Here is a 25,779-nt window from a genome sequence, read left to right on the forward strand (position 1 = left end):
AACTTTTTATTGACTTTTGAAATCCAGTGTATTAGAATATCTTCTAGGTGGTAATAAAGGCTTACGAAACAGCTATTATAATGAAAAGGAGTGTTATATATGGGAACAAAAAAAGGTAACTTATCCATTGACAGCGAGAATATATTTCCGATTATTAAGAAATGGGTATATTCTGACCACGATATTTTTATGCGCGAGCTTGTATCTAATGGCTGTGACGCCATCACAAAGCTGAAAAAGCTGGACATGATGGGGGAATATGAACTGCCGGATGATTACAAGGCAAAGATTCAGGTTATTGTTAACCCGGAGGAGAAGACATTAAAGTTTATTGATAATGGCTTGGGTATGACAGCGGGTGAAGTAGAGGAGTATATTACACAGATCGCATTCTCCGGTGCTACCCAGTTCCTGGAGAAGTATAAAGATAAAACGACTGAGGATGAGATGATTGGACATTTCGGTCTGGGATTCTACTCTTCTTTTATGGTGGCGGATGAGGTTCATATTGATTCGCTGTCCTACCAGGAAGGTGCGGTTCCGGTACACTGGGTAAGCGAGGGCGGCACAGAATATGAGATGCAGGACGGTAATAAAACCGATGTAGGTACCGAGATAACCCTGTTTTTGAATGAGGAGAGCCTACAGTTTGCGAATGAGTACAAGGCAAGGGAAGTTCTGGAAAAATACTGCTCCTTTATGCCGGTAGAGATCTTCCTTTCCAAGGAAAATGAAGCGCCGTCTTATGAGACAATTGATGAGGAAGAACTGCTTGATACGGACGAAGTCGTAGAGCATATCACGGAAGAGCCAAAAGAGGGCGAAGAAGGCGAACCGAAGAAAAAAGTCAAGATTGTAAAACGCCCGGTATCCATCAGCGATATTCATCCTCTTTGGGCAAAGAACCCGAGTGAATGTACAAAAGAGGAGTATATTGACTTCTACCGCAAGGTATTTATGGATTATAAGGAACCATTGTTCTGGATTCACTTGAACATGGACTATCCGTTTAATCTCAAGGGAATTCTTTATTTCCCGAAAATCAATACAGAATACGATTCCATCGAGGGAACCATTAAACTGTACAACAACCAGGTATTTATTGCGGACAACATCAAAGAAGTCATTCCGGAATTCCTGATGATATTAAAAGGTGTCATTGACTGTCCTGACCTGCCGCTGAATGTTTCCAGAAGCGCCCTGCAGAATGATGGATTTGTGAATAAAGTGGCGGATTATATTTCCAAGAAAGTTGCAGATAAACTCAACGGAATGTTTAAGACCGACAAGGAAAACTATGAAAAATACTGGGATGACATCAGTCCATTTATCAAGTTTGGCTGCCTGAAGGATGAAAAGTTCGGTGAGAAAATCAAAGATTCTATTTTATTTAAAAACCTGGATCATAAATATTTAACACTGGAAGAGTTAATCGAGGCTAACGGCGGTTCCGTCGTAACTCCGAATGATCAGGAGGAAAAGGCAGAAGATAGTGCTGACGAAAATGAAGCAGAGAACAAGGCCGAGAATGAAGTAGAGGAGATCAAGACCGACATTTACTATGTAACAAATGAACAGCAGCAGAGCCAGTATATCAATATGTTCAAAGAACACGACCAGGATGCGATTCTGCTGACACACAACATTGATTCCGCATTTATCACTTATCTGGAGCAGCGCAACCCGAAGGTGAGATTCCTGAGAATTGATGCGGATGTGCATGATTCCCTGAAAGATGAGGTTTCAGAGGAAGAAAAGGAAGAGTTTAAGAAAACCACAGACAGCCTGATTGAAATCTTCCGAAAAGAGCTGAACAATGATAAGCTGGATGTGAAAGTCGAAAAACTCAAAGACGATAATGTAGCTTCCATGGCAGTGCTTTCTGAGCAGTCCAGACGTATGGAAGAGATGATGAAGATGTACAGCATGGGTGGTATGGATGCCGGTATGTTCGGAAGCCAGGCAACCTTGATCTTAAATGCAAACCATCCGCTTGTCAAGTTTGTTTTAGAGCATAAACGCAGTAAGAGCGTACCTATCATCTGCAGACAGCTTTATGATCTGGCTATGCTGGCTCATAAACCGTTGAGTCCGGCTGAGATGACGGCATTTGTACAACGCAGTAATGAGATTATGATGCTGCTTACTAAGTAAGGGGGCTGGATTGGAGAAGGGGCGCCATTCCCGTCCGGCATAAGGGATTTTGCGGGACTGGATTTGGAGATTGATTTACTAAATGAAAAAAGAGCCGTGACTGGGGCAACCTGGACACGGCTCTTTTTTCATTTAGTAAATCTAATCTCTAAATCCAATTGTCCCGCAAAATCCCTTATGCCGGACGGGAATGGCTGGGTTCATCAAATTGGCAGAGGATTACTTAGGGGGGAGGCAGTTCGGGGACGAGAGGGGGACGGGGATGGGCTGTTTTTGATTGACCAGTCAGGAGATAGGTAAGTCTTTTGTTTCAGGAGATAGGTAAGTCGATTCAACAGGTGGTAAGTCGAATTGTTAATTAGTATCAGTTTAAAACATCCATTGCCGTTATACAAGCGGTTTTTGTATCAAGCATTCCAAGTGGAAAGTCGTGAAGCCAAATGATATATGTTTTATCACCGTTTGGCTGCACTCCTACCTGTAAGCCTCGAAGTGATAAACTTACAGAATACAGTGTTTTGTTGATTTTTACTTCTCCATGTTTGTTAATCTTTCTTGGCAGGTAACCAATCGGATATTCCAGTTCTGCTAACGCTTCTTCGTATAGCAGGGTAGATTTTTTATAAAAATCGGAGGGGGTACTCATTTGTAAGGCTTCATGTGGGCGGATGTTGTTGTATTCTTCCACCCACAAATCAATGGCGGCTTGATTGGCCTCTCTGCCACCAGGTATTTTTCCTTGAATCTCCCTGCTTATATCTGCATGCATGCGTTCGTGGGCACCATTTTGCGTTGGACAGCCTGGATCGGTACGATCCGGAAGAATGCCAAGAGACATCCACCATGCGCTTAAGGTTGTCAAACCAAGGAAGCCATTTGAGGAAGCAAAAGGAGTACCATTATCACTGCGAATGATTTTGGGAAGTCCGTAGTGATAGAATAATTCTTCAAATACAGCTTTGACAGCATCCGCAGTTGTTCTCTCCATCAGGCGGATGGTAAGAATGTATCGGCTGTGCAGATCACGGACGGTCAGTGGAACACAGCGTTCCCCCTGGGACATCCACCAGCCTTTAAAATCAACGGTCCAGACATCATTGGGTTGAAGAGCTTCCAACTTATTACGCAGTTTGGAAGCAGTTGGATCGGGATGCCGAAAGCGTCGTTTGGGAATCAACCCAGCTTTTCCCAAAATGCGATAAATACTACTCTCAGATGGTGTTGGCGACTCTGGATAAGCGCTCTTGTAAAGAACGGCCAGTTTCTTAGGCCCCCAGGCCGGATGAGCGGAACGCATTTTAATTAAACGAATGACGGTATCTTCATCCAGCTGATTCGGAGAATTAGAAGGGGCCTTGCTCTGATCCGCGAGGCCGGAGAAGCCAAATTCCAGAAAGCGGTTTTTCCACTTATGTCCAGTTTTTTCTGCGATTCCGAACTTTTGACAGAGAGCCTTAAAGCTATCAGTTCCACATAGATATTCTGTAATAAATTGTTTACGTTGTTCCATAACAGAGGTCTCCTTCCATGGCATACAGAAACACCTTCTTTCGTTGGTTATTTCTGTATAGTTTAACATTTGGACTTACCTATGTCCTGAAACTTTTTACTTACCTATGTCCTGAAACTGGACATGAATGGAGAGGTGGTTTGCATTCTTATTGCTGGAGGCTGTGGATGTGTACCTCCTTGCGTCGTAGGGGGAAGGCTGAAGTAGTGGAAGCTTAGGCTTTGCCTAAGCTTCCAGGTCGTAGGGGATTTGTTTTTGGGTGAAGAATTTTTGGACCATGGTGTCCCAGGATTTTTCGAGGGATTTGTCCATGGTGAAGGTTTTTAGGGAGGTGCCTGTTATGCATTGGAGGGTTGTGCCGTCATAGCGGATGTTGAGGTATAGGCCCTGGATTTGGTCGGGGGTGAAGTCCAGGCGGTTCTGGGCTATGAGGCGGGCGGTGTTCTGGGGGGACAGGCGGAAGATGAATTTGAAACTGAGTGGGGTTTTTCTGCCTTTGATCAGGGTGAAGCAGTACTCTCTCAGGGTTTTCCAGAGGGAGTATTCCGGAATGTTTTCTTCTTCGGGGTAAAAGGGCTTTTGGACGAAACCGTCTATTGTGAATGTGTTGAAGGTGACGATTTCTCCTTCTATGAATTGGAAGCTGTCGAATGTTTCGGATAACAGAAGGTGTGACATAAAGTCTTTAATACTGGTTAGGCGCAGTGCGATCATATTGTTTTCCTCCGCGATGATTATCAAATAAAGCCTGTTTGTTATTGTAACATAAAATCCGGGCGGCGGGTAGGAGAAAAATGGCTCTGTCAAAACAGTAATGAAAAATGAGGCGAATCAGGTGGAAAGATTGACTTTTAAGGGTAAAAAAAGTATTATAAAAAGTACGGAAACAGGATAAAGCGAAAGGTCTTAGTAACATATGATGAAAATGAAAAGACGAAAGTCGATTATATACTGCTGTGCGGCGGTCGGTTTGGTGATTGTCATTATACTTGCAGCGGAGGGAATCAACAGCCTGACCAGGAATAAGGTGGATACTTCCGAGGGCCTGGAGATTATAAAACAGGCGTCCTCAGCGGATGTGAAGAATATTGAGAATAAGATGGAAAAGCTGGAGGAGAAGGACAGAGAGAATCAGGAAGTTCAGGAGGAAATTAAGAACAGAAATTATAAGGCTGTTTTTGCGAACGCTGTAATTATGGGGGATTCCATCTCTGAGGCATTTATGGAATATGATCTTCTAAATGCTTCCAGTGTTGTGGCAAAGATTGGCGTGGAACTGGATCAGCTGGATGAGCAGATCGAAAGTGTGGCGCAGATTAATCCCCAGGTTATTTTCCTTGCCTATGGGATGAATGATATTATTGCAACCAGAGGGGATACGGATGAGTTTGTGAAGCAGTACGATGAGCTGTTTAAGAAACTTCAGGAGAAACTACCAGATGCCAAGATTTTTGTGAACTCGATCTTTCCTGTGCAGGAACAGGAGATTGAACGCGAACCGGCTTATAAGAACCTGGATCAGTATAATGAAGCTCTGCATTCCCTGTGCGACAAGAGGCAGATCGCCTTCATCGATAATACGGAACTTGTGTCAGACAGTTATTATGAGGAGGATGGTGTACATTTTAAAGCGTCTTTCTATCCCTTCTGGCTGAACAGGATGGCGGAGGTGGCCTCACTATGATGAACAGAGAATTAGACCATGTGGAGAGCAGAAATGGGGCGGGAAGCACAAAACGTCCTGGTGTTGCGGAGATCGCCAAGTATGTGGTAATGGCTGTGATTCTTGTCTATATTGTTCTGCTGATGATCTATACGAGCGGCAGCACCAAGTCTTTTGAAACCATACAGAAGGCGGTGGAGTCTGTCCTGGATACCGGGAATCTGAAAAAAGCGGAAGGACAGGGCCTGAAGCGTTACTATGGCCTTAACAGTGCGGATTATGACGGAGTGATGCTGTATACTTCCGAGAGCAGTATGTCTGCGGAAGAAGTGCTTTTGATAAAGGTGAAGAACGAAGGACAGATGAAACGGGTAAAGGAAGCTGTCGAAAAGAGAATCGCAAATAGAAAAAATGATTTCGAGGGCTATGCACCAAAGGAAGTCCAGCTGCTGGAACAGTCGGAATTGTCTGTAAGGGGAAAGTTCCTTTTTCTGGCCATAGCACCCAAAGCGGCGGAGTATAAAGAAGCATTTGCAAAAAGTCTGTAAAATACGGGGAGAGGAAGCTGGAAAATGTTATTTAGCAGTATCACGTTTTTGTTTATATTTCTGCCGGTGACACTGGCGTTATATTTTATAGTGCCGCACAAGTTCCGGAATATAATCATGCTGATTGCCAGCCTGATTTTTTATGCGTGGGGGGAGCCGGTTTATATTATATTGATGCTTCTTTCCATCCTGTTGAATTATATCTGCGGACTTGACATATACCACAAGAAAGGCGATCCGCAGAAGGCCCGCAGGAGTCTCATTTTTGCTGTTGTATGCAATTTGCTGCTGCTGGGGTTTTTTAAATATTATGGATTTGTACTGGACAGCCTGAATGCTGTACTGCCGGTGGATATACCGTACAGGGAACTTCCGCTGCCAATTGGGATTTCATTTTATACATTCCAGGCGTTGTCTTATATTATAGACGTCTACAGAAAAGAGGTCAGGCCGCAGAAGAATATTCTGTATTTTGCAATGTACATCAGTATGTTCCCACAGCTGATCGCAGGGCCGATCGTACGTTATATTGACATCGAGGAGCAGCTGAAAAACCGCACGGTAACTATGAGGAAGTTTGGGCAGGGGGCCGAATACTTTATCATCGGCCTTGCAAAGAAAGTCATACTGGCAAACTCCGTGGGACAGGTTTTTGACCAGATATCAGGCCTGCAGATGGGGAGCTTTTCCGTGTTGACGGCCTGGGTCGGCTGTGTGTCTTTTGCCTTTCAGATCTATTTCGATTTCAGCGGATACTCTGATATGGCGGTAGGACTGGGAAAAATGTTTGGATTTGAATTCCGCAGGAACTTTGACTATCCCTATACTTCGTCCAGTATCACGGAATTCTGGAGGCGGTGGCATATTTCTCTGAGCACCTGGTTCCGGGAGTATGTTTATATTCCTCTGGGCGGGAACCGCTGTACGCAGTCCAGGCAGATTATGAATCTCCTGGTGGTATGGATGCTGACCGGTCTCTGGCACGGATCCGCATGGAATTTTTTGTTTTGGGGGCTGTACTATGGGCTCCTGCTTGTACTGGAAAAGTTTGTCTGGGGAAAGGCGCTGGAGCGGCTGCCCGATGTTGTGAGACACATTTATTCTATTGTGCTTGTCTTGATTGGGTGGGTCTTTTTCTTCAGTCCGAGCCTCGGCTATGCAGTGCGGTACCTGAGCGCGATGTTCGGAGCGGGGGCAAGCGCGTTTATAGATAAGCAGGCTCTTTACTTTATACTGACCCATTGGCTCCTGTATGCTGTTGCAGTCCTGGGATCCTCCGCAGCTGGATATTCACTCATTCGGAGGTTTGTCGGGGTTTTTGATGATAACAGGGCAAAGAAAACGGCGGCAGGGATCGTGTACATCGGAATGTTTTTGATCTCCATAGCATATCTGGTGACGGAGTCATTTAATCCATTTTTATATTTTAGATTCTAGGTGGGAATATGAAGAATAACAGAAGGAAAAAGAAGCGGTGGGTTGATGGCTTTATTGGAAAAGCATTTATCATCTGCCTGCTGATACTAATATTAGGTAATCTGCTCGTTCCGGATAAGAAAAAGTCTGACGAGGAGAACCGCATGCTGTCGGAAAAACCAAAACTGACAATAGGCGCACTGACGTCCGGCAGCTATATGGAACAGTATGAAAGCTACCAGTCCGACCAGTTTATCGGAAGGAATATGTGGCGGAAGCTGAAGGTTACGCTGAACCGGTTTGGCGGAAGCAAAGAAGAAAATGGTGTATTTATTGGGAAGAAGAATCAGCTTCTGGAAGATATTGCGGCGCCGGATAAAGATTTGTTACACAGCAATGTGGCGGCCATCAAGGCATTTTCAGAGCGCTACAGCGATATTCCGGTTACGATGCTGCTGGTACCAGATGCTGCAAACATACTCAGCAGCAGCCTGCCTTCCCTTGCCACGGTTGCGGATCAGAGTACCAGCATCGGCCTTGTAAAAAAGGAGCTGGGAGACTCTGTACAGTGGGTGGATGCGGTTAAGGTTCTGAATAAGCATAAGGATGAAAAGATATACTATAAGACAGACCATCACTGGACAACACTGGGGGCATTTTACGCCTTCCAGGAGGCGGCGGGGAAGCTTGGCATCTCGGCGGATGTCTCAAGTGTGTATGCGTCCTATCCGGTGACCACAGACTTTAACGGGATTCTGGCGGCAAAAAGCGGCTGCCGTATGAATGTCAGGGAAGAGATCGACATCTATGTGCCGAAAGACACAGATAATGACGTGACAGTGAATTATGTAGACGAACAAAAGAAGACCACCTCCCTGTACGAGGCGGATCAGCTGGATACAAGAGATAAGTACGCCGTTTTTCTGGGCGGCAATACCTCGGTGATCGATATTAAAACCATGGCGGAGAACCGGGACAGGCTGCTGGTGGTTAAGGATTCTTACGCCAATTGTTTTGTACCGTTTCTGACGCCTTATTTCCGGGAGATTGTCATGATTGACCCAAGGTATTATACCGGAAATATCCAGGATGCTATGGAAACATATCAGATTACTGATGTGCTGTTCCTTTACAGCGGTAACACATTTTTCCAGGATAATAACATAAGCGGAGCGTTGGGCAGTGAGCAATAAGATTAAACAGGAATTTATGAGCAAGAAGGAACCGGTCAGGCTGAATAAATATTTGAGTGAGGCCGGGGTCTGTTCCAGGAGGGAAGCCGACCGCCTGATTGAGAGCGGCAGGGTAATGGTCGACGGGAAAACAGCCGGCATGGGCATGAAGGTATTGCCCGGCCAGGAGGTGCGCGTCGGCCGTAAGGTGGTTTCCCGCAGCGGGGAGATGGTTGTGCTGGCAGTGAATAAGCCTGCAGGAATCGTCTGCACGGAGGAGCACAGAGAGCAAAACAGTATTATAAGGTTTTTAAATTATCCCGCTAGGGTTACTTATGTCGGGCGTCTGGATAAGGATTCCAGGGGCCTGCTTCTTATGACCAACAACGGGGACATCATCAATAAGATGATGCGTGCGGGAAACCGCCATGAAAAGGAATATAAGGTGAGAGTGGATAAGGCAATCACGCCGGACTTCCTGGAAAAGATGTCCGCAGGCGTGCCGATTTTGGATACGGTTACAAGGCCCTGCAGGGTGCAGAAGATCGGAAAGTATACATTTACCATTATTCTGACCCAGGGGCTGAACAGACAGATCCGAAGGATGTGCAGGGCACTGGGATATGAAGTGAAAGATCTGGTGAGAACCAGAATTATGAACATAGAATTGGGAAAGCTAAGAGAAGGAGAATACCGAAAACTGACGGATCAGGAACTGGACTGTCTCTATGAACAAATCAGGGATTCCTCCAATGAAACTGTGATCAGCTAGAAAACGCCGCCCGGGACAGGGGGGAGTATATTATAATGTAAAAACAGGCAGGAGAGTATTTATGGCAGACAAGAAGAAAAGAATGCAGGAGCTGGTCGAGCTCCTCAACCGCGCGCGCCGTGCATATGAGCAGGAAGACACGGAGATTATGAGCAATTACGAATACGATAAATTGTATGATGAACTTCTGGGACTGGAACAGGAATTGGGAACAACTCTTGCATCCAGTCCTACCATTAATGTAGGGTATGAAGTGCTCAGCGAGCTTCCGAAGGAGAGGCATGAGCGGCCCATGCTTTCGCTGGATAAGACGAAAGATGTGGAGCAGCTGAAGGCATTTCTCGGAGAGAAGGAGGCGGTGATCTCCTGGAAACTGGACGGTCTGACAATCGTACTGACCTATCGGGATAAAACGCTGGTCAAGGCAGTTACAAGAGGCAACGGGGAAGTCGGGGAAGTGATAACTAATAATGCGAAAGTATTCAAAAATCTTCCCATAAACATTCCCTACTCTGGGGAGCTGATCCTGAGAGGAGAGGCCGTGATCGGGTATCAGGATTTTGAAAAGATCAATGCAGAGATTGAGGACGTGGATGCAAAGTACAAGAATCCCCGGAATCTCTGCAGCGGCTCTGTACGCCAGCTGAATAACGAGATTACAGCAAAACGCAATGTCCGGTTTTTTGCATTCAGTCTTGTGAGCGCGGAAGGAGTGGATTTTCATAACTCCCGGGCTGAACAGTTTGACTGGCTGGAGACACAGGGGTTTGAAGTGGTGGAACACCATTTGGTTACAGCGGAGACGATTGAGGAGCAGGTAGAGTGGTTTGCACGGCAGATTGCGGAAAATGATTTTCCGTCGGACGGGCTCGTTCTTGTCTACGATGATATTGCCTATGGGCAGTCGCTGGGTGCAACCGCAAAGTTCCCAAGAGATTCCTATGCTTTTAAATGGGCGGATGAGATCCGTGAGACGAAGCTGCTGGAGATTGAATGGAGCCCTTCCAGAACCGGATTGATCAATCCGGTTGCCATATTTGAGCCCGTAGAACTGGAGGGGACTACGGTCAGCCGCGCCAGCGTGCATAATCTTAGTATCATGGAAGACCTGGAACTCGGCGCCGGTGACAGGATCCAGGTGTATAAAGCCAACATGATTATCCCGCAGATAGCGGAAAACCTGACCCGAAGCGGTGTGAAGGGCATTCCGGATGCCTGTCCCGTATGCGGGCATGATACCAGGATATCTATGGAAAATGACACCAAAACGTTGTACTGCACAAATCCGCTCTGCCAGGCAAAGCAGATCAAATCCTTTGCTCTTTTTGTCAGCAGGGATGCCATGAATATGGAAGGGCTCTCAGAAGCGACGCTGGAAAAGTTTATAGCAAGGGGGTTCATAAAGGATTATACAGACATTTTCCATCTGGACAGATACGAAGAAGATATCAAAACAATGGATGGATTTGGTGAAAAATCCTATGTCAATCTGATCAACAGTGTGGAAAACTCCAGGAATACAACGCTGCCCAGGCTGGTATACAGCCTGGGAATTGCCAATATCGGAGTGGCGAATGCAAAAATGATCTGCAAGGCGCTGGACTATGATCCCGGAAGGCTGACAGAGGCTACGGTCGAGGAATTAAGCGGGATTTCAGGAGTGGGTGGTGTCATAGCAAAGGCTTTTGTGGACTATTTTGCAGATCCTTTACACAGAGAACTCTTTGAAAGGCTTCTCAAAGAAGTAAAGATTCCAAAGGAAGAGGTACAGGCGGGAGCACAGGTTTTTGAGAATCTGAATTTTGTAATAACAGGCAGCGTGGAACATTTTGCCAACCGGAATGAGGTGAAAGAGGTGATTGAGTCCCGGGGCGGGAAAGTAACCGGATCCGTTACCTCAAAAACAAACTATTTGATTAACAACGACGTGCAATCTGCCTCCTCCAAAAACAAAAAAGCAAGGGAGCTGGGAATTCCGATCATATCAGAGGAAGAATTCTTAAGAATGCTTGAATAATAAGGGATGGTTTAGAAAAAGTTCATTTGTAAATCACATAGAACTGCGTTATAATCATTTAGAAGGAATGTGAGAAGGTACAGAGCCCCCAGAGACCCTGTACGAGGGAGAAATGCGTAAGTGAAAGAAGGGAGAGCTATGTCAGATAAAGATTTTGTCATTATAGATGAAGAGGACCACAAGGAGGATGGAAAAGACAGCACCATTGTGGAGGAGCAGAAGGAGACATCCGTGACTGCCCAGGGAGAGGACAGCGGGGATGATGATGAGTATGAAAAGTACTGCCTGATGTGCCACCGTCCGGAGAGCGTTGCCGGGAAGATGATCGAACTTCCCAACCACATCACGGTATGCCAGGACTGTATGCAGAAGAGCTTTGACGCAATGACCAATGGCGCCATTGATTACAGTAAGTTTATGAATGTGCCGGGCGTACAGTTTATGAAGATGTCAGACCTGGAGGACAAGATTCCGAAGAACCAGAAGGTCAAAAAGAAAAAGGATAAACCAAAAGAAACGCCAAAGATCAATATCAAAGATATTCCGGCTCCGCACAAGATCAAAGCGCAGCTGGACGAGTATGTGGTAGGCCAGGAATATGCGAAGAAAGCAATGTCTGTGGCTGTTTATAACCATTATAAAAGAGTTGCAACGGACAGCATGGACGACATCGAGATCGAGAAGTCCAATATGCTGATGATCGGGCCTACCGGAAGTGGTAAGACCTATCTTGTGAAGACGCTTGCCAAGCTTCTGAATGTGCCGCTGGCGATCACGGATGCCACCTCTTTGACGGAGGCAGGCTACATAGGCGACGATATTGAAAGCGTCGTATCCAAACTGCTGGCGGCCGCAGACAATGAAGTGGAGCGGGCGGAACAGGGGATCATTTTCATCGATGAGATCGATAAGATCGCAAAAAAGAGAAACTCCAGCCAGAGAGATGTGAGCGGTGAGTCTGTACAACAGGGACTGCTCAAGCTTCTTGAAGGCAGTGAGGTCGAAGTGCCGGTGGGGGCAAACAGCAAGAATGCCATGGTGCCGCTTACCACCGTAAATACAAAGAATATCTTATTTATCTGCGGAGGGGCGTTCCCGGATCTGGAAGATATTATTAAGGAGCGATTGTCCCACAAGACATCCATGGGATTCAACGCTGAACTGAAAGACAAATATGAGCATGACGAGGATATCCTGTCCAAGGTTACGATGGAGGATCTGCGGACATTTGGAATGATCCCCGAGTTTATAGGGCGTCTGCCTATCATCTTTACACTGAAGGGCCTGGATCGGGGGATGCTTGTTAAGATACTGAAGGAACCAAAAAATGCGATCCTCAAGCAGTACAAAAAGCTGCTGGCACTGGATGAGGTTAACCTGGAATTCGACGAAGGGGCACTGGAAGCGATTGCCGAAAAAGCGATGAAAAAGAAGACTGGTGCAAGGGCCCTTCGTGCAATTATAGAAGAGTTTATGCTGGATATTATGTATGAGATACCGAAGGATGATAATATCGGGCAGGTAACTATAACGAGAGAATACATAGAAGGAACGGGAGGGCCGATTATACAGCTCAGGGGACAGGAAACACTGCTGCTGAGTTAGGGAGACATTTGTCTGTCCCGGAAGGAGCACACAACGCCGGCAGGGATGCCTGCCGGTGATGATAGATACTGGCCGTTCGGCCTGTTCTCCGTAAAGATTCAATAGAAAAATTTGATGGAACCGACGACATACAGCCTCAAATCTGATGATTTGAGGCTTTTGTTGTCCTGGACTTTGCCTGAGGAAGCAAAGCCTGTCCATCAGATTTTTCTATGTTTTTTCTGCGGTAATACGAGATGTTTCATATATCCAAAACCATCGGCAGTTGGATTTAAATGTAAAGTAAAGAATGCACAAAATGACTGTGAAATTTGATCAATTTTAATGGAAATGCTTGAAAATCTTATGAGAAGGGTGTATTCTTTTATCTGTTCGGGATAATTTAATGTGAGAAATGTGAGGAGAAAGATATGAGCGGCTACAGGTTTTTACTAGATTTGGCTATTATTCTGTTATTCACGAAGGTTCTCGGGCTTTTGACCAAGAAAGTCCAGATGCCTCAGGTGGTGGGGGCGCTTCTGGCCGGGCTTTTGCTTGGGCCGGCAGGTATCGGGATTCTTGAGGAGACTTCTTTTATTCAGTCTTTGGCTGAGATTGGGGTCATTGTACTGATGTTCTGCGCCGGAATGGAGACTGACATTAAGGAATTGAGGGCGAGCGGGAAAGCGTCTCTGGTGATTGCATTGTGCGGGGTTATTGTTCCGCTTCTGGGGGGATTCGGCGCGGCTTATATTTTTAACAGGCCGGGGATGATTGCTTCGGATGTTGACACGAGTCTTCTTTTGCAGAACATTTTTATTGGGGTAATATTGACCGCTACTTCAGTAAGTATTACTGTCGAGACGCTGAAGGAGTTGGGAAAACTGAAAACCCGCTCTGGAAACGCAATTTTAGGGGCGGCTATTATAGATGATATTCTTGGCATTATTGCGCTGACTATTGTGACAAGCCTGGCAGACTCTTCCGTAAAGATCGGTACGGTTATGCTGAAAATTCTTGGTTTCTTCGCCTTTGCTGGTGTGGTTGGCTTCCTCTTTTACCGCCTGTATAAAAACTGGGTGGACAAGGCCAGGAAGGAATTGCACCGACATACGATCATAGCATTTGTGTTCTGCCTGCTGATGTCTTATATCGCGGAAGTGGTATTTGGAGTTGCAGATATTACGGGTGCGTTTATCGCGGGTCTGATTATTTCGAATGTGAGACGTTCTACATATCTGGAAAGTAAGTTTGATACAATTTCCTACCTGCTGCTGTCGCCGGTATTTTTTGCCAGTATTGGACTTAAAGTTGTACTGCCGGATATGTCGGCTGCGATTGTAGGATTTGCAGTTGTTTTGACAATTGTGGCAATTCTCACGAAAGTAGTGGGGTGCGGTTTGGGCGCAAAGCTGTGCGGATATCAGAATTACCAGGCCAGGCGGATTGGTGTGGGGATGGTATCCAGGGGTGAGGTTGCACTAATAGTGGCGAGTAAGGGAGCAGGCCTGGGGCTGCTTGGTTCGGCTTTTCTCGGGCCCGTGATCATCGTTGTGGTGATTACGACGATCATAACTCCTGTATTGCTGAAGATTGTATTTAGAACAGGTGCGGCGCCGGCCCAGGAACCGCCGATTCCGGAAAATGAGATAGTTACAAGTTACTATGAAAATGCCGATGAGATACGTGGAGAAGGACGCTGATTAAGCGTCCTTCCTGTTTTTAGTGAGGTTTGCATAGTTGTATAAATTCTGCCGGTTTCAAAATCTACGTGCCTGTTCAAATGTATTATACAGGTTTAGCTGTCCGAATCCCCATTCCCTGTTTGGGAACGTCATATTAGGCGGGCGCACGGCACCGAGAATCAGAACGCTCTTAATCTGGTAGGAATCAATCCGCGGGCTGCCAAGCTGGTAAATGATCCATTCTAGAAGCAGAGCTGTGGCGCCTGCAGAGATGGCTGTGGATATGCTGGAACCTGAACGGACGGCATAACGGCCGCCGGGAAGCGCCCCCCTTATATTAATACCCGGAGCCGTGAGATCAGGATTGAGCTGTTCGTATCTTGTGTATCCTCTTCCGGAACTAAGTGCGATACTGTTATTGGCTCCATCATAATAGGAAACAACAATTGTGCTGATCGTGTTGCCGGGATTCGTTAGCGTATAGTAGGGATCTGCGTTTAAGAAGTAGACCTCTCCGCCTATAAATTCTTTGACAGGAAGCCAGATATGGAACCTCCCGTCTATGGTCTGAACGGGAGTAACATTTACTTTCCATATTCCGGGAACAGGAGACCTGAAGCTGAAAAAAGCCAGTTCAGACGTGCTTCTTTCTACGATGAGCCGGTAACTGACTGTTACCTGTGTCCTTTCAAATATAAAATTATACTCCGAGGTAGCGTTGCTCTCAACAATGACCGGCGTGGTTGTCTCTCCGGAGGGAGAGGTCAGGGTAATGGACAGTACATTTGGAATATCTGCCCATAATTCCATCACAAAGCCGGGGACATTTTCCCCAACCCGGATCTCCACAGAATTAGTAGATGCTCCGTCGTGTAATTCGTTAGAATAATGGTGCCTCTGGTCGGCCTCGTTTCCCCCGCCGATGACGGGAATACGGCTGTTAAGAATACTGTACCCTTCCAAGACCTGAGAAAGGGGTGTCAGGCTGATATGCCCGCCCAAGCTGGTTCCCAGTGCAATGCACAGCACGAGAGGCATGTTTTGGGCTGTAGCCAGATCGTTTAAGTACCGCAGGCCAAGCAGGATATCGGTATCCTGGTAACAGGGAGCTGAAGATGGAATAAAATAATAATCACGTAAGTATTGTTTGGCCTGCTTCAGTTTGACAATGCCGATTGTGCATTCCGGCGCGGCTCCAAGAAACTGTTCCTCAGGGTTTCCACTGCCCGCTGACAGGCTGGCGATGAAGGTGCCGTGACCTATTTCATCCACTGACGGTACGATTGACTGGGGGTCATCGGATTGCAGCGCTTCATTAATCCTTTCTCTCGTGTATTCGGTTCCGTAGGAAAAGTTCTCCGGCGGCGCGCCGGACTGCACTGTCTGATCCCAGATTCCGGCAATCCTAGTTGAGCCGTCCAGGCTGCGGAAAATGGAATTTACGTAATCAATTCCGGTATCAATGAATCCGATCATGACATTATTCCCTTTTAGCTGCAGGGTGGGATAATTCTGAATTGCCAGAATCCCGGACTGATTCAGCGCCTCCATGCTCAAAAGAGAATAGCATTTGGGGATGGATAGATATGTATATCTTCCCAGGTTGACCGGATCAGCCTGTATTGCGGGGGCGTAAATACACCGGTACCCAAAATCGGCTTCCTGCTCGCATAACTGATCCAGCGGAACATTTACAAGAGGCTGAGGAATTGCGTCGGATACGACAAAATCACGGTAATCTTCAGACAAAATGCGTTCTCTGCATATATTAGGATCCATTTCAATTATCCATTCTGTTTTTTAATATGTATATGAACATCCGATAGCAGAATATGCGGGGATCTTATGGGATGCTATAATCAGGATCAGTACTTAAAATACTATTAAATAAAAGGAAATCGGTTGAAGTTGGCATATTATGGGGTATAATGTATATAAATATGAATCCGTATGTGACAGGATTTAAATACGAAGGGAGATATACAGATATGAAATCATTTTTTGAAGACTTGGGCAGAAAAATCGGTGAAACAGCGGAAACAGTGACAAATAAAGCGGGGGAGGCAGTAGAGGTCCAGAGGCTGCGCAATCAGATCAGAGCGCTGGAACGCGGCAATGAGAGAGATTATGCTGAACTTGGAAAGATGGTTTATAACCATTATAAAGACGGTGAGGTAGTGGATTCAGAGGCCATCGGTATCTGTGATGCGATTCAGAACAGAGAGGAAAGCATCGGTAAATATGAGCAGCAGATTTCGGATGTGAAAGGTGATGTCACCTGCGGAGGATGCGGCAAGTCGGTTGCAAAAGATATGGCGTTCTGTCCGCACTGCGGATCAAAAGTTCCGGAGCAGGCTGCGGCTGAGGGAGGGGACTATGCAGACGCTGTGAAGGAGAAGGTCGTGGATATGGCCGGGAAAGTGAAAGAAAAAGCAGAAGCCGCCGCTGAAACCGTGAAGGAAAAAGCAGAGAGCACTGTGGAGGCTATGAAAGAAAAAGCAGGTACTACAGCTGAAAATGTCAGAGATAAGACGGAAGAAGCGGCAGATACTGCCAAAGAAAAGACAGAGGATGCTGCAGATACGATAAAGGAAAAGACAGGAAATGCAGCAGATACGATAAAAGAAAAGACGGAGAATGCAGCGGATACCGTAAAAGAAAGAACCGCGCAGGCTGCTGATGCAGTGAAGGAGAAGACTGCTGAGGCTGCCGGTACTTTAAAGGAAAAGGCAGAGGATGCGGCCGAGGCCGTCAAGGAAAAGGCAAAGGAAGCGGAAGAAAAAATAAAATCCATGACTGAAGAGTAGGGGGAGCCCCATGATTATTTTGGTTTTAATGAGTCTGACGCTGAGCCTTGCGCTGATTGATATTGCGATAAAGTCTTATGTGGAAGGATATATGAATAAGGGCGAAGAGCGCACCGCATGCAAGGGCAGGATTCTGATCCGGAAAGTATATAATAAAGGGATGTGCCTGAATCTGTTCGAAGACCATCAGGACTTCGTGAAGGTATCCTCTGCCATCGTGACGATGCTGCTTACGATCTATCAGTGCATTACACTGGTCAGAAAGAGACATTACCTGAAAAAAGCGGGTCTGTCCCTAATGACAGCCGGAGCGTGGAGCAATACCTTTGACAGATGGATACGCGGCTATGTGATTGATTACGTTGGCTTTAAAACAAAATGGGAAAAAATCACCAGGATTACGTATAATCTCGGTGACTTTTTCCTGGCTGCGGGGGCCGTGCTTATGATGCTGTCTTCGGTGTTTCATTTTAAGAAAAGAAAGAACTGATCTGTCCGGCAATGATTTCCATAAGGCGGGTGCGGGATTCCACGCTCGCCCAGCCAATGTGGGGCGTGATGAGCAGCCGCCGGCTGTCCTGGATGGAACGCAGAGGACTGTCTTCGGACATAGGCTCTTTTGCCAGCACATCCAGGCCGGCGGCAGCGATCTGATTCTGGTTTAGTGCGGCGGCAAGCGCATATTCCTCCACAATCTGGCCCCGGCCCAGGTTCAGGAAGATCGCATGGGGCCGCATTTTACGGAAAGCGGCCTCGTCCATCAGCCTCTCGGTATACTGGTTCAGAGGGGCATGTACGGAGACGATATCCGAGGACGCGAGGAGTGTCTCAAAGTCCACCTGCGAATAACCGGGCTGCGGCTGCGCGCCGGACGGGGAACAGTAGATGACATGAGCGCCGAAAGCTTCCGCAATGGATGCCACCCTGCGGCCGATATTGCCCAGCCCGATGATACCCCAGGTCATACCCTGCAGTTCATGGAAAGCCTCTGCAAAATGCGAGAATGAGGTGTCATTCACATAGCGGCCGCTTTTTACATAATTGTCATAGTAACTCAGTTTTTCCAGCAGATAGAAGAGCATGGCAAAGGTATGCTGGGCGACGGATTCCGTAGAATAGTCGGCAACGTTGCGCCAGGCAATGCCTCTCTTTTCGAGATATTTTTTATCCAGAACGTCCGTCCCCGTGGCCGTTACACAGATAAGCTTCAGGTGTTCTGCAGTGTGGATAGTCTGTTTGTTGATGGTAATTTTGTTTATAATGAGGACGTCTGCATCCTTCACACGTTCCGGTACTTCTTCGGAGGTGGAAAAGGGGTACTTGACAACTTCACCTAACTGGTCAAAACGTGAGAGGTCAATATCCTCCCCGATTGTTTTGGCATCCAGAAATACAATTTTCATAGTAAGCTCCTTTCTTTTTGCGGATGGTCTGTATTTAAACTCTAAAATTCCTTTTGTTACAGAAAAGAAACAGGTTCGTACGGCGAATGTACCGCAGAGCACGGATCGTAACACTATTATTTAACAGTTTTTGGGAGAAGTCAATATCCGGGGTGCAGCAAGGGGAAAAATGTGCTATTATAAATACGATAACTGGGAAAGCAGGTAAGACAAATGATACAGGATATTGCACCACACCAATACGATAACGGGTACAACCCGGTCCCCCCGGACAGGGACAGTATTGCCTTATATTATGAGGAACATACCGCATTGATAAAGAATACGGCGGAGGGAATTGAATTCCCGGGATTTGCGGATCTGGAGCGGCTTAATGAGGAGATATACGAAGAGTATACATATTTATTTTCCATAGATGAAGAACGCTACTATCTGGTAGAGGAGATCAACAGAGAACGGCTTTCAGCATTTACCATGGAGAATACGGAGATTTTCCGCAGGGCAGATCCTCAATACCGCGCATTTGCGGGGATAACCGGATATCAGCTGTATAGCTGGTACAAGAATCACAGGTATTGCGGGCACTGTGGTTCGTCGATGAAAAAAGATAAGAAAGAGCGGATGCTCTATTGTGAAGAGTGCCATAATATGGAGTATCCCAAGATATGCCCGGCGACGATTATCGGCGTGACCGACGGCAACCGGCTGCTGATGTCCAAATATGCCGGAAGGGCATATAAAAAATACGCACTTCTTGCAGGCTTTGTGGAAATCGGGGAGACCGTGGAGGAAACCGTGAAAAGAGAAGTCATGGAAGAGGTGGGGCTGAAGGTAAAGAATGTCAGGTACTATAAGAGCCAGCCATGGTCGTTCAGTGACACTGTGCTGATGGGTTTTTACTGTGATCTGGACGGAGACGATTCCATTACGCTGGATGAGGAAGAACTGGCCCTGGCAGAATGGTTTGAGCGGGAGGAGATTCCTGCGGGCCCCCAGAGAGACAGCCTGACAAACGAAATGATCATGAAGTTTAAAAATGGTGAGATTTAGGAGGAAAACAAGATGAGAGCAGAATTTGATGACAGCTTAGTAACAGGAAATGATATGATTGATTCACAGCACAAAGAACTGATTGATAAGATCAATAAGCTTCTGGAAAGCTGTGAGAGCGGAAAGGATAAGCTGGTGGCAATTAAGACGCTGGATTACCTTGCAGACTACACCGATTTCCACTTTTCAGCGGAGGAGAAGCTCCAGGAAGAGATTGAGTATCCGGGGATTAAAGAACATAAGAAGGAGCATGAGAAGCTCAGAACAGTTGTAAAAGAACTTTACGAGATGCTGGAGGAAGAAGAAGGGCCTTCCAATGCTTTTGTGGAGCAGGTGAATAAGAATGTGATTGAGTGGCTCTATAGGCATATCAAAGGGTTCGACAGATCGGTTGCTGAGTATAAATTCATGGCTGCTAATAGCGAGAGACTCTAGGGAACCTTTCAAATCGGGATTTAGTGGCGAGCTTTAGTCTCGGCGCGGATGGGGACGCTCCATAAAGGGATAGCCGAAAGCCTCCCTTCATGGAGCTGGCGCATCCAACCGGCAGGAAAAAGCTCGTTTCTAAGGAGATGCCTCAAGCGGGGGCAGCGTATGGTATTGAATTGGCGGGACTTTTATGTCCCCAGTAGGTGTACATAAGCAATGGGATACGGTTCCAGTATCAAAATAATTCAATACACATCTTGAAGATGAAAAGATACGCATAGCCAATCCACATCCGCTGCCCTGGTCCGGGATCCCACCCGGTTGGCGAGCTTTCCTGCCGATTGGATGAGCCAGCTTTATGACAGGGAGGCCGGGGAGGTGCTGGGGCTGTATATGCCGTTGCGAAATGCTGGAGTGCGCTTAGTGATTCTTGAACAGCCGATGCCGGATAGGCGGGGAAAAACTTGATCTCCAAATCAAGTTTTTGCTGAACCCAGCGCGGGAAATCATCAGATTTCCCGTGATGTGTTCAGCGTACCCGCCTATCCGGCATCGGCTGTTCTAGAAGCACTTAGCAGCACGGGTGCATATCGCAACGGCATATACAGCCCCGGCGCCTCCCCGGCCTCCCTGTCATGAAGCGTCCCCGTCCATCGACAAGTCTAAAGCTTGCCGACTAAATCCCGATTTTGTTGACAAAAGCCAGCAGATGGATTAGACTAATAGACAGAGAAGAGCACAAGCGAATTATATTTTATAATTTGTAGGTGTTCTTTTTTGTGCTTATTTGGGAATGCTATAGAGAATGAGGTGAAGCTTATGAAAAAAATGAATTTAAAAAAGCTGGCTTACGATATTATGATTGATGTTGTAGGCGGCATACTGATTGGGCTAGGAATTTATAACTTTGCAGCAAATGCCGCTTTCCCGTTGGCAGGTATTTCAGGTATTGCTCTCATTTTTTATCATTTATTCGGAATGCCGATCGGGTGGGTGACTATGCTGCTGAATGTGCCGATCGCCATCGGGTGCTACAGAACCCTGGGAAAGGAGTTCTTTGTGCGCTCCGTGAGAACGGTTATTATTACTTCCCTGATTATAGACTATGTGGCTCCGCTTTTCCCGGTATATTCTGGGGACCGGATGCTGGCGGCTATCTGCACGGGGATCTTTTCCGGGCTTGGTTATGCAATGATTTTTATGAACAACTCTTCGACAGGGGGGATGGATTTTATCACGGTCTCGATCAAAGTGAAACGGCCGCATCTAACCCTGGGGAGAATTGTATTTATTACGGATGCGATCATTGTGGCAGTCGGCGGATATATTTTTAAGGATGTAGACGGGACGATTTATGGATTTATTATTACTTATCTGCTGACATTTGTTATTGATAAGTTTATGTACGGTATTGATGCCGGCAAGATGACCCTGATTGTGACGGAGAAGGGGCAGGAAGTTGCGGATAAGATTGACCATTACTCTGGAAGAGGATCTACCCTGCTAAAGGGAAGAGGGAGCTATTCGGGTATTGAGAAAGAAGTCGTGATGTGTGCCTGCAATAATAAGCAGATGTACGCGATCCGGAAAATGATCAGAGAGGTGGATCCCACTGCATTTACGGTCATAATGGAATCGAATGAAGTTGTCGGGGAAGGGTTTAAGGAAGAGTAATTAATTTACTCTTCCCGGATCTTCTTTTTCAGCCGGTTCTCTTCTTTTCATGGAGATCTTATTTTGATACATGGATTCATCGGCTCTTTTGAATACGTCGCTGACCGTGAGATCTATATTTTCCTCATAGATTGCAATTCCACGAGCGATGGATACTCTTCCGTCCGGAGCTGCAAACTCGTTGAACTCATCAAGCGCGTCCTGAAAACGTTCCAGGAGCTGTTCATAGTTTTCCAGATCTGTTTTTTCCAGTATTACTGCAAATTCATCGCCTCCGATTCGGAAGACAGGACTCCGTTTAAATACTTTGCAGATGATTTTGCAGGCATTCATAATCAGGATGTCGCCAAAGTCGTGGCCGTGCGTATCATTGACCGTCTTCAGATTGTTTATATCGAATACCAGGATTGCAAACTCGGGCCTTCCGGTCCTGGTTATGGCCTCCAGACGGTCAACCGCTTCCTGGTAGGCTGTTTTGTTTTTGACTCCGGTCAGTCCGTCCCGGTAGGCCAGGCCGTTAATATAGTCTATATACTTCCGCAGATGGTTTACCGTCTGCTGAAAGCTGTCTGCAAGCATGCCGACCTCATCTTTTGTCTGATGAGTCAGAGAGACGGACAGGTCGCCGTCTGCGATTTTCTTTGCAGCATCATTTAATTCCTTCAACGGCCTGATCAGGCGGCGTGTCATAAAAATTGTCAAAAGGACTGCCAGCGCTGCGATCAGAACCATGGAGATACAGCTCTGCAGTATCAGAGCATTCTTGGACTCGTGGATTTCTGCGGTGGGGGCTGTTATGACCAGCCTCATGTTATTTCGAAGCGTGTTGAGTGCCATTTCTTTTTTCATACCGTGCCATTCATAAGAAAAAAGATAATTGCCGCTTCCGCCGTTTTGAAGTTCTTCGACGATTGGACGCAGGCTCTTCTCCAGGCTTCCCATGGAGGAGCCAGCATCAATTGTCTTGTGGTACATAATATTTGCCTTTTCATCGGTGAGAAAGGCATATCCGGTGTCGTAGATGCTTATGTCTCCTACGATCTCTTTGATCACACTGAAGTCAATATCCATGCCCACCACCCCTATTGCCGTGTTGTCTGCATAGAGAGGAATCACATAGGATATCATCTCGACATTGATATTTTTGTTCATATATGGCTTCATCCAGGTGGCTTTACCGCTGTTAACCGGGATGTAGTACCAGCCAACATGTTCTGTATCATCGGGATCATAGCGGGAAAAATCCGTGGGAGCCAGTTGCTCAAAATGCCCCTCCAGGGCTGTCCTGCTCCAGAACAGACCGGAAGCAGGATCAGAAAAATCTGGATTATACCGGACATAGACGGCCAGTGAGCCTTCGGTATTGCCGGCTGCATTCACAGCCACGTCTTGTATACGTTCGGTGTATTCTCTGACTACGTCGGGGGAAGTCTTAAACTGACTGATATCCGGAAGTTCCTGGTCAGCGTACATAGCAAGGGTGTTGACGGACTGTTCAATGCGTGAAAAAAGTCCGTCCAGCTCCCTTGCCTTTTCCCTGCACATAAGATTCATCATTTGTGCAGAATCCTGATTCACTACTTTTTGTGCGCTGAGCACGCCTGCACCGCCGATTATGATGGAAGAGAGCAGAACACAGCCTAGTATCAGAGTGATAAATTTTGTCTGAATCGATCTCATAAATTATTCTCCTTACTCTGTGAAAAATCATGATACTATACAAATAGTATAACAATGTGATAGCAAAGAAAGTGCAAAGAGAATAACTGGGCCGAGGTGTAAAGACTGCTGCTTATTGCAGAAGTGGATTTGTGGTTTTTTGCTCAAGTGCTGCCAGTGTCATTTCTGCCCAGGGATACTGTTTCATATATTCACCCATATATTTATTGATCGCATCTGGTTCCCTGTGCAGGAAGCTGTATAAATCACAGTCCAGTTTACTGCAGTCTACGGCAAAACTGTTGCGGCTTTTTACCAGAATACCTTCCGCACCAGCATTGGAAAGGCTGCGGGACAGGTCAGATAAGAGCGTGCGCAGATGACTTTTTACAGAGGGGCCATATGGCTTGTGTTCCCACAAGATATCACAGAGTTCCGCAGTATTTACGGATGCGCCGCGGCGGTCGATAAGATAGGCCAGCAGTTCTTTTGTTTTTGCAAGGCTGAAATGCACGGGTTTTCCGTCTACGAAGATTTCAAAATTGCCAAATGTCTGAACCCGCACGTAGGAATCCTCCTGGAGCGGCATGCTTCTTAGTTCCTCCATTTCTTCTCTGATTTTCTGGGCATTCACAGGTTTCAGAAGATAGCCTCTGACATGGATAGAGTATGCCTCCAGGGCATATTGAGAATAAGCGGTTACAAAAATAATTTTCGTTCTGCAGGACAGCTCCCGGATGTTTTTGGCCAGTTCCAGCCCAGTCATGCCGGACATTTCTATATCCAGAAAAGCAATATCCGGATGCAGGCCTTCCTTTATAGCATGCAGCGCTTCTCCCGCACGTTCAAAAGGATACACAGTACTGCCTGGCGCAGCTTCCGATATGGCATCTGCCAGAACGCGAAGTACAATAGGTTCATCATCTACAGCCAGAATTATCATATAATAAGCTCCTTTGGAATAGTAATTGTTACGGTTGTACCCAGCCCGGGCATACTTGCGATTGTAAGACTGCCGCGGCACTGGGCTTCGAGACGACTGCGCACATTGCTGAGCCCGACGTGATCTCCTGTGGATGCAGTCAGAATATCCGCATCAAAACCGACGCCGTTATCTTCGATTGTGACGGTAAAGGAAGCGTCGGTTTCCTCGGAAGAGATCCGAATTGCGCCGCCGTCCTCACGCTTCATAATGCCGTGGCGCACTGCATTTTCCACAATGGGTTGAAGGGTCAGCGGGGGCAGAAGGAAATTGGCGCAGGATATCGCGTATGACACACGGAGCCGGCTGCCGAAACGCATCTGTTCCAGTTCGAGAAAATGTTTTGTATGAGAAAGCTCCTGGTCGAACGGGATAAGTTCCGTATCAGTCAATGACTTGAGGTTCCCCCGGAGAAAATCTGAAAAATGATCCACCGCCTTTTCTGCCAGCTTCGAATCCGTCCGGCACAATCCTTTGATGACGGACAGCGTGTTATATAAAAAGTGGGGCTGTATCTGTGAAAGCATAATAACGGTGCGGTTTTTTTCAAGTTCTAGTTCTTTGGCGGCCATATTCCTGGAATGCTCTATCTGGATGCTGAGATAGATGCACAGGGCAGAGACCGTAGTTGCCAGATATAGGACAGCGACACCATATATGAGCATTTGTATGAGCATGGCGAGAATCGGCATAAAGATACAAAGCGAAAATGCTGCCAGTTCTCTTTTTTTCATACGTTTGCGATAAAGGAACAGTACGCTGCCGTTTATTACCATACACAGAATCCCGAATACCTGAGACAGCCAGAACAGATGCTGGCGCTGATAGATATTATCTGAATCAATAAAATAGTACATATGATTCCATTGAGAGAGGACAACCAGGAGAATTGCGGCAAATGAAATCCCCCACATAATACGGGCCGGAAGTCTTGGGAGTCTGGGACCCTTCGAGGAAATGAAGCAGACCAGATATTCGGTGAACACTGCCAGCAGGATATAACCAAAATTAAATACGCAGAAGTTGGCAATTCGTACAAGATAATAACTGGCTGTGTCTGGTCTGCCCTTAAACAGCCAGGCGGCTGCATCACTGAACAGAACCAGGGTATTGACAGCAAGAACGCAGATATATAATTTTTCGTAAGGTTCTTTTTTATGGCCGGTTAGAATCAGGCACAAAATGAAAATCAGCGAAAGCAGGCCGCCAAAAGTTTCTAAAGAAATGTTAATGTATCCTATTGTGCTCATTTTT

General features: G+C 46.5%; 21 protein-coding genes. 14 read left to right on the plus strand and 7 right to left on the minus strand.

Annotation, left to right across the window (positions count from 1 at the left end; all coding sequences use genetic code 11):
- Positions 1-99 precede the first annotated feature (99 nt).
- Positions 100-2,154 (plus strand): molecular chaperone HtpG, encoded by a 2,055-nt coding sequence (gene htpG, locus MWG26_RS05385; protein WP_025655035.1) that lies wholly within the window; start codon positions 100-102, stop codon positions 2,152-2,154.
- A gap of 364 nt (positions 2,155-2,518) precedes the next feature.
- Here the strand turns inward: htpG and MWG26_RS05390 are convergent, their stop codons facing one another.
- Together MWG26_RS05390 and MWG26_RS05395 are read right to left on the minus strand one after the other, a co-directional pair.
- The gene (locus MWG26_RS05390; RefSeq protein ID WP_240285554.1) at positions 2,519-3,664 is read right to left on the minus strand and encodes a DDE-type integrase/transposase/recombinase; all 1,146 of its coding nucleotides are present in this window, start codon (positions 3,662-3,664) and stop codon (positions 2,519-2,521) included.
- 225 nt (positions 3,665-3,889) lie between these two features.
- The gene (locus MWG26_RS05395; protein ID WP_025655036.1) at positions 3,890-4,378 is read right to left on the minus strand and encodes a DUF5721 family protein; all 489 of its coding nucleotides are present in this window, start codon (positions 4,376-4,378) and stop codon (positions 3,890-3,892) included.
- 211 nt (positions 4,379-4,589) lie between these two features.
- Between MWG26_RS05395 and MWG26_RS05400 the strand changes: the two genes are divergently transcribed.
- From MWG26_RS05400 to MWG26_RS05435, 8 genes are all read left to right on the plus strand, one after another.
- Entirely contained in the window at positions 4,590-5,348 is a 759-nt protein-coding gene (locus MWG26_RS05400; protein ID WP_240285638.1) for a GDSL-type esterase/lipase family protein, read from the plus strand.
- Entirely contained in the window at positions 5,345-5,875 is a 531-nt protein-coding gene (locus MWG26_RS05405) for a DUF4358 domain-containing protein (protein ID WP_025655038.1), read from the plus strand. The genes MWG26_RS05400 and MWG26_RS05405 overlap by 4 nt, the downstream gene beginning before the upstream one ends.
- 24 nt (positions 5,876-5,899) lie before the next feature.
- On the plus strand, positions 5,900-7,312 hold the full coding sequence (locus tag MWG26_RS05410; RefSeq protein ID WP_025655039.1) for an MBOAT family O-acyltransferase: 1,413 nt from the start codon (positions 5,900-5,902) through the stop codon (positions 7,310-7,312).
- Positions 7,313-7,320: 8 nt separating this feature from the next.
- Positions 7,321-8,484, plus strand: coding sequence for a DHHW family protein (locus tag MWG26_RS05415; RefSeq protein WP_025655040.1), 1,164 nt, complete (start codon positions 7,321-7,323; stop codon positions 8,482-8,484).
- Complete coding sequence (locus tag MWG26_RS05420; RefSeq protein WP_117440824.1) at positions 8,474-9,235, plus strand: pseudouridine synthase; 762 nt, start codon at positions 8,474-8,476, stop codon at positions 9,233-9,235. The genes MWG26_RS05415 and MWG26_RS05420 overlap by 11 nt, the downstream gene beginning before the upstream one ends.
- Before the next feature lie 61 nt (positions 9,236-9,296).
- Complete coding sequence (gene ligA / locus MWG26_RS05425; protein WP_044926514.1) at positions 9,297-11,252, plus strand: NAD-dependent DNA ligase LigA; 1,956 nt, start codon at positions 9,297-9,299, stop codon at positions 11,250-11,252.
- 138 nt (positions 11,253-11,390) lie between these two features.
- Complete coding sequence (gene clpX / locus MWG26_RS05430) at positions 11,391-12,857, plus strand: ATP-dependent Clp protease ATP-binding subunit ClpX (protein ID WP_025655042.1); 1,467 nt, start codon at positions 11,391-11,393, stop codon at positions 12,855-12,857.
- 410 nt (positions 12,858-13,267) lie between these two features.
- Positions 13,268-14,539, plus strand: coding sequence for a cation:proton antiporter (locus MWG26_RS05435; protein ID WP_117440825.1), 1,272 nt, complete (start codon positions 13,268-13,270; stop codon positions 14,537-14,539).
- A gap of 57 nt (positions 14,540-14,596) precedes the next feature.
- Here MWG26_RS05435 and MWG26_RS05440 read toward each other — a convergent pair whose 3' ends face one another.
- Complete coding sequence (locus MWG26_RS05440) at positions 14,597-16,300, minus strand: S8 family peptidase (protein WP_025655044.1); 1,704 nt, start codon at positions 16,298-16,300, stop codon at positions 14,597-14,599.
- A gap of 209 nt (positions 16,301-16,509) precedes the next feature.
- On the opposite strand from MWG26_RS05440, the gene MWG26_RS05445 reads away from it, so the two are divergent.
- Both MWG26_RS05445 and MWG26_RS05450 read left to right on the plus strand, forming a co-directional pair.
- The gene (locus tag MWG26_RS05445; protein ID WP_025655045.1) at positions 16,510-17,328 is read left to right on the plus strand and encodes a zinc ribbon domain-containing protein; all 819 of its coding nucleotides are present in this window, start codon (positions 16,510-16,512) and stop codon (positions 17,326-17,328) included.
- A gap of 10 nt (positions 17,329-17,338) precedes the next feature.
- Positions 17,339-17,818 carry a signal peptidase II gene (locus MWG26_RS05450; protein WP_025655046.1) on the plus strand — a complete coding sequence of 160 codons (480 nt, stop codon included), beginning with the start codon at positions 17,339-17,341 and terminating at the stop codon, positions 17,816-17,818.
- Here MWG26_RS05450 and MWG26_RS05455 read toward each other — a convergent pair.
- A complete protein-coding gene (locus MWG26_RS05455; protein ID WP_025655047.1) occupies positions 17,799-18,731 on the minus strand; it encodes a D-2-hydroxyacid dehydrogenase in 933 nt (310 codons plus the stop codon). The genes MWG26_RS05450 and MWG26_RS05455 overlap by 20 nt on opposite strands.
- 213 nt (positions 18,732-18,944) lie before the next feature.
- Between MWG26_RS05455 and nudC the strand changes: the two genes are divergently transcribed.
- The 3 genes from nudC (at position 18,945) to MWG26_RS05470 (ending at position 21,884) form a co-directional block, all read left to right on the plus strand.
- Positions 18,945-19,781, plus strand: coding sequence for an NAD(+) diphosphatase (gene nudC, locus MWG26_RS05460; protein WP_117440826.1), 837 nt, complete (start codon positions 18,945-18,947; stop codon positions 19,779-19,781).
- Positions 19,782-19,793: 12 nt separating this feature from the next.
- Complete coding sequence (locus MWG26_RS05465) at positions 19,794-20,216, plus strand: bacteriohemerythrin (RefSeq protein WP_025655049.1); 423 nt, start codon at positions 19,794-19,796, stop codon at positions 20,214-20,216.
- Between the two features lie 813 nt (positions 20,217-21,029).
- Entirely contained in the window at positions 21,030-21,884 is an 855-nt protein-coding gene (locus MWG26_RS05470; RefSeq protein ID WP_117440767.1) for a YitT family protein, read from the plus strand.
- Here MWG26_RS05470 and MWG26_RS05475 read toward each other — a convergent pair whose 3' ends face one another.
- The 3 genes from MWG26_RS05475 to MWG26_RS05485 form a co-directional block, all read right to left on the minus strand.
- Complete coding sequence (locus tag MWG26_RS05475) at positions 21,885-23,564, minus strand: sensor domain-containing diguanylate cyclase (protein WP_025655050.1); 1,680 nt, start codon at positions 23,562-23,564, stop codon at positions 21,885-21,887. It lies immediately after the preceding gene.
- Between the two features lie 112 nt (positions 23,565-23,676).
- Positions 23,677-24,486: a response regulator gene (locus tag MWG26_RS05480; protein WP_025655051.1), complete on the minus strand. Its 810-nt coding sequence runs from the start codon at positions 24,484-24,486 to the stop codon at positions 23,677-23,679.
- Positions 24,483-25,775 carry a sensor histidine kinase gene (locus MWG26_RS05485; RefSeq protein WP_025655052.1) on the minus strand — a complete coding sequence of 431 codons (1,293 nt, stop codon included), beginning with the start codon at positions 25,773-25,775 and terminating at the stop codon, positions 24,483-24,485. The genes MWG26_RS05480 and MWG26_RS05485 overlap by 4 nt, the downstream gene beginning before the upstream one ends.
- Positions 25,776-25,779: the final 4 nt, after the last annotated feature.

This window comes from Faecalicatena contorta (assembly GCF_022835095.1).
Taxonomy (GTDB): Bacteria; Bacillota; Clostridia; order Lachnospirales; family Lachnospiraceae; genus Faecalicatena; species Faecalicatena contorta.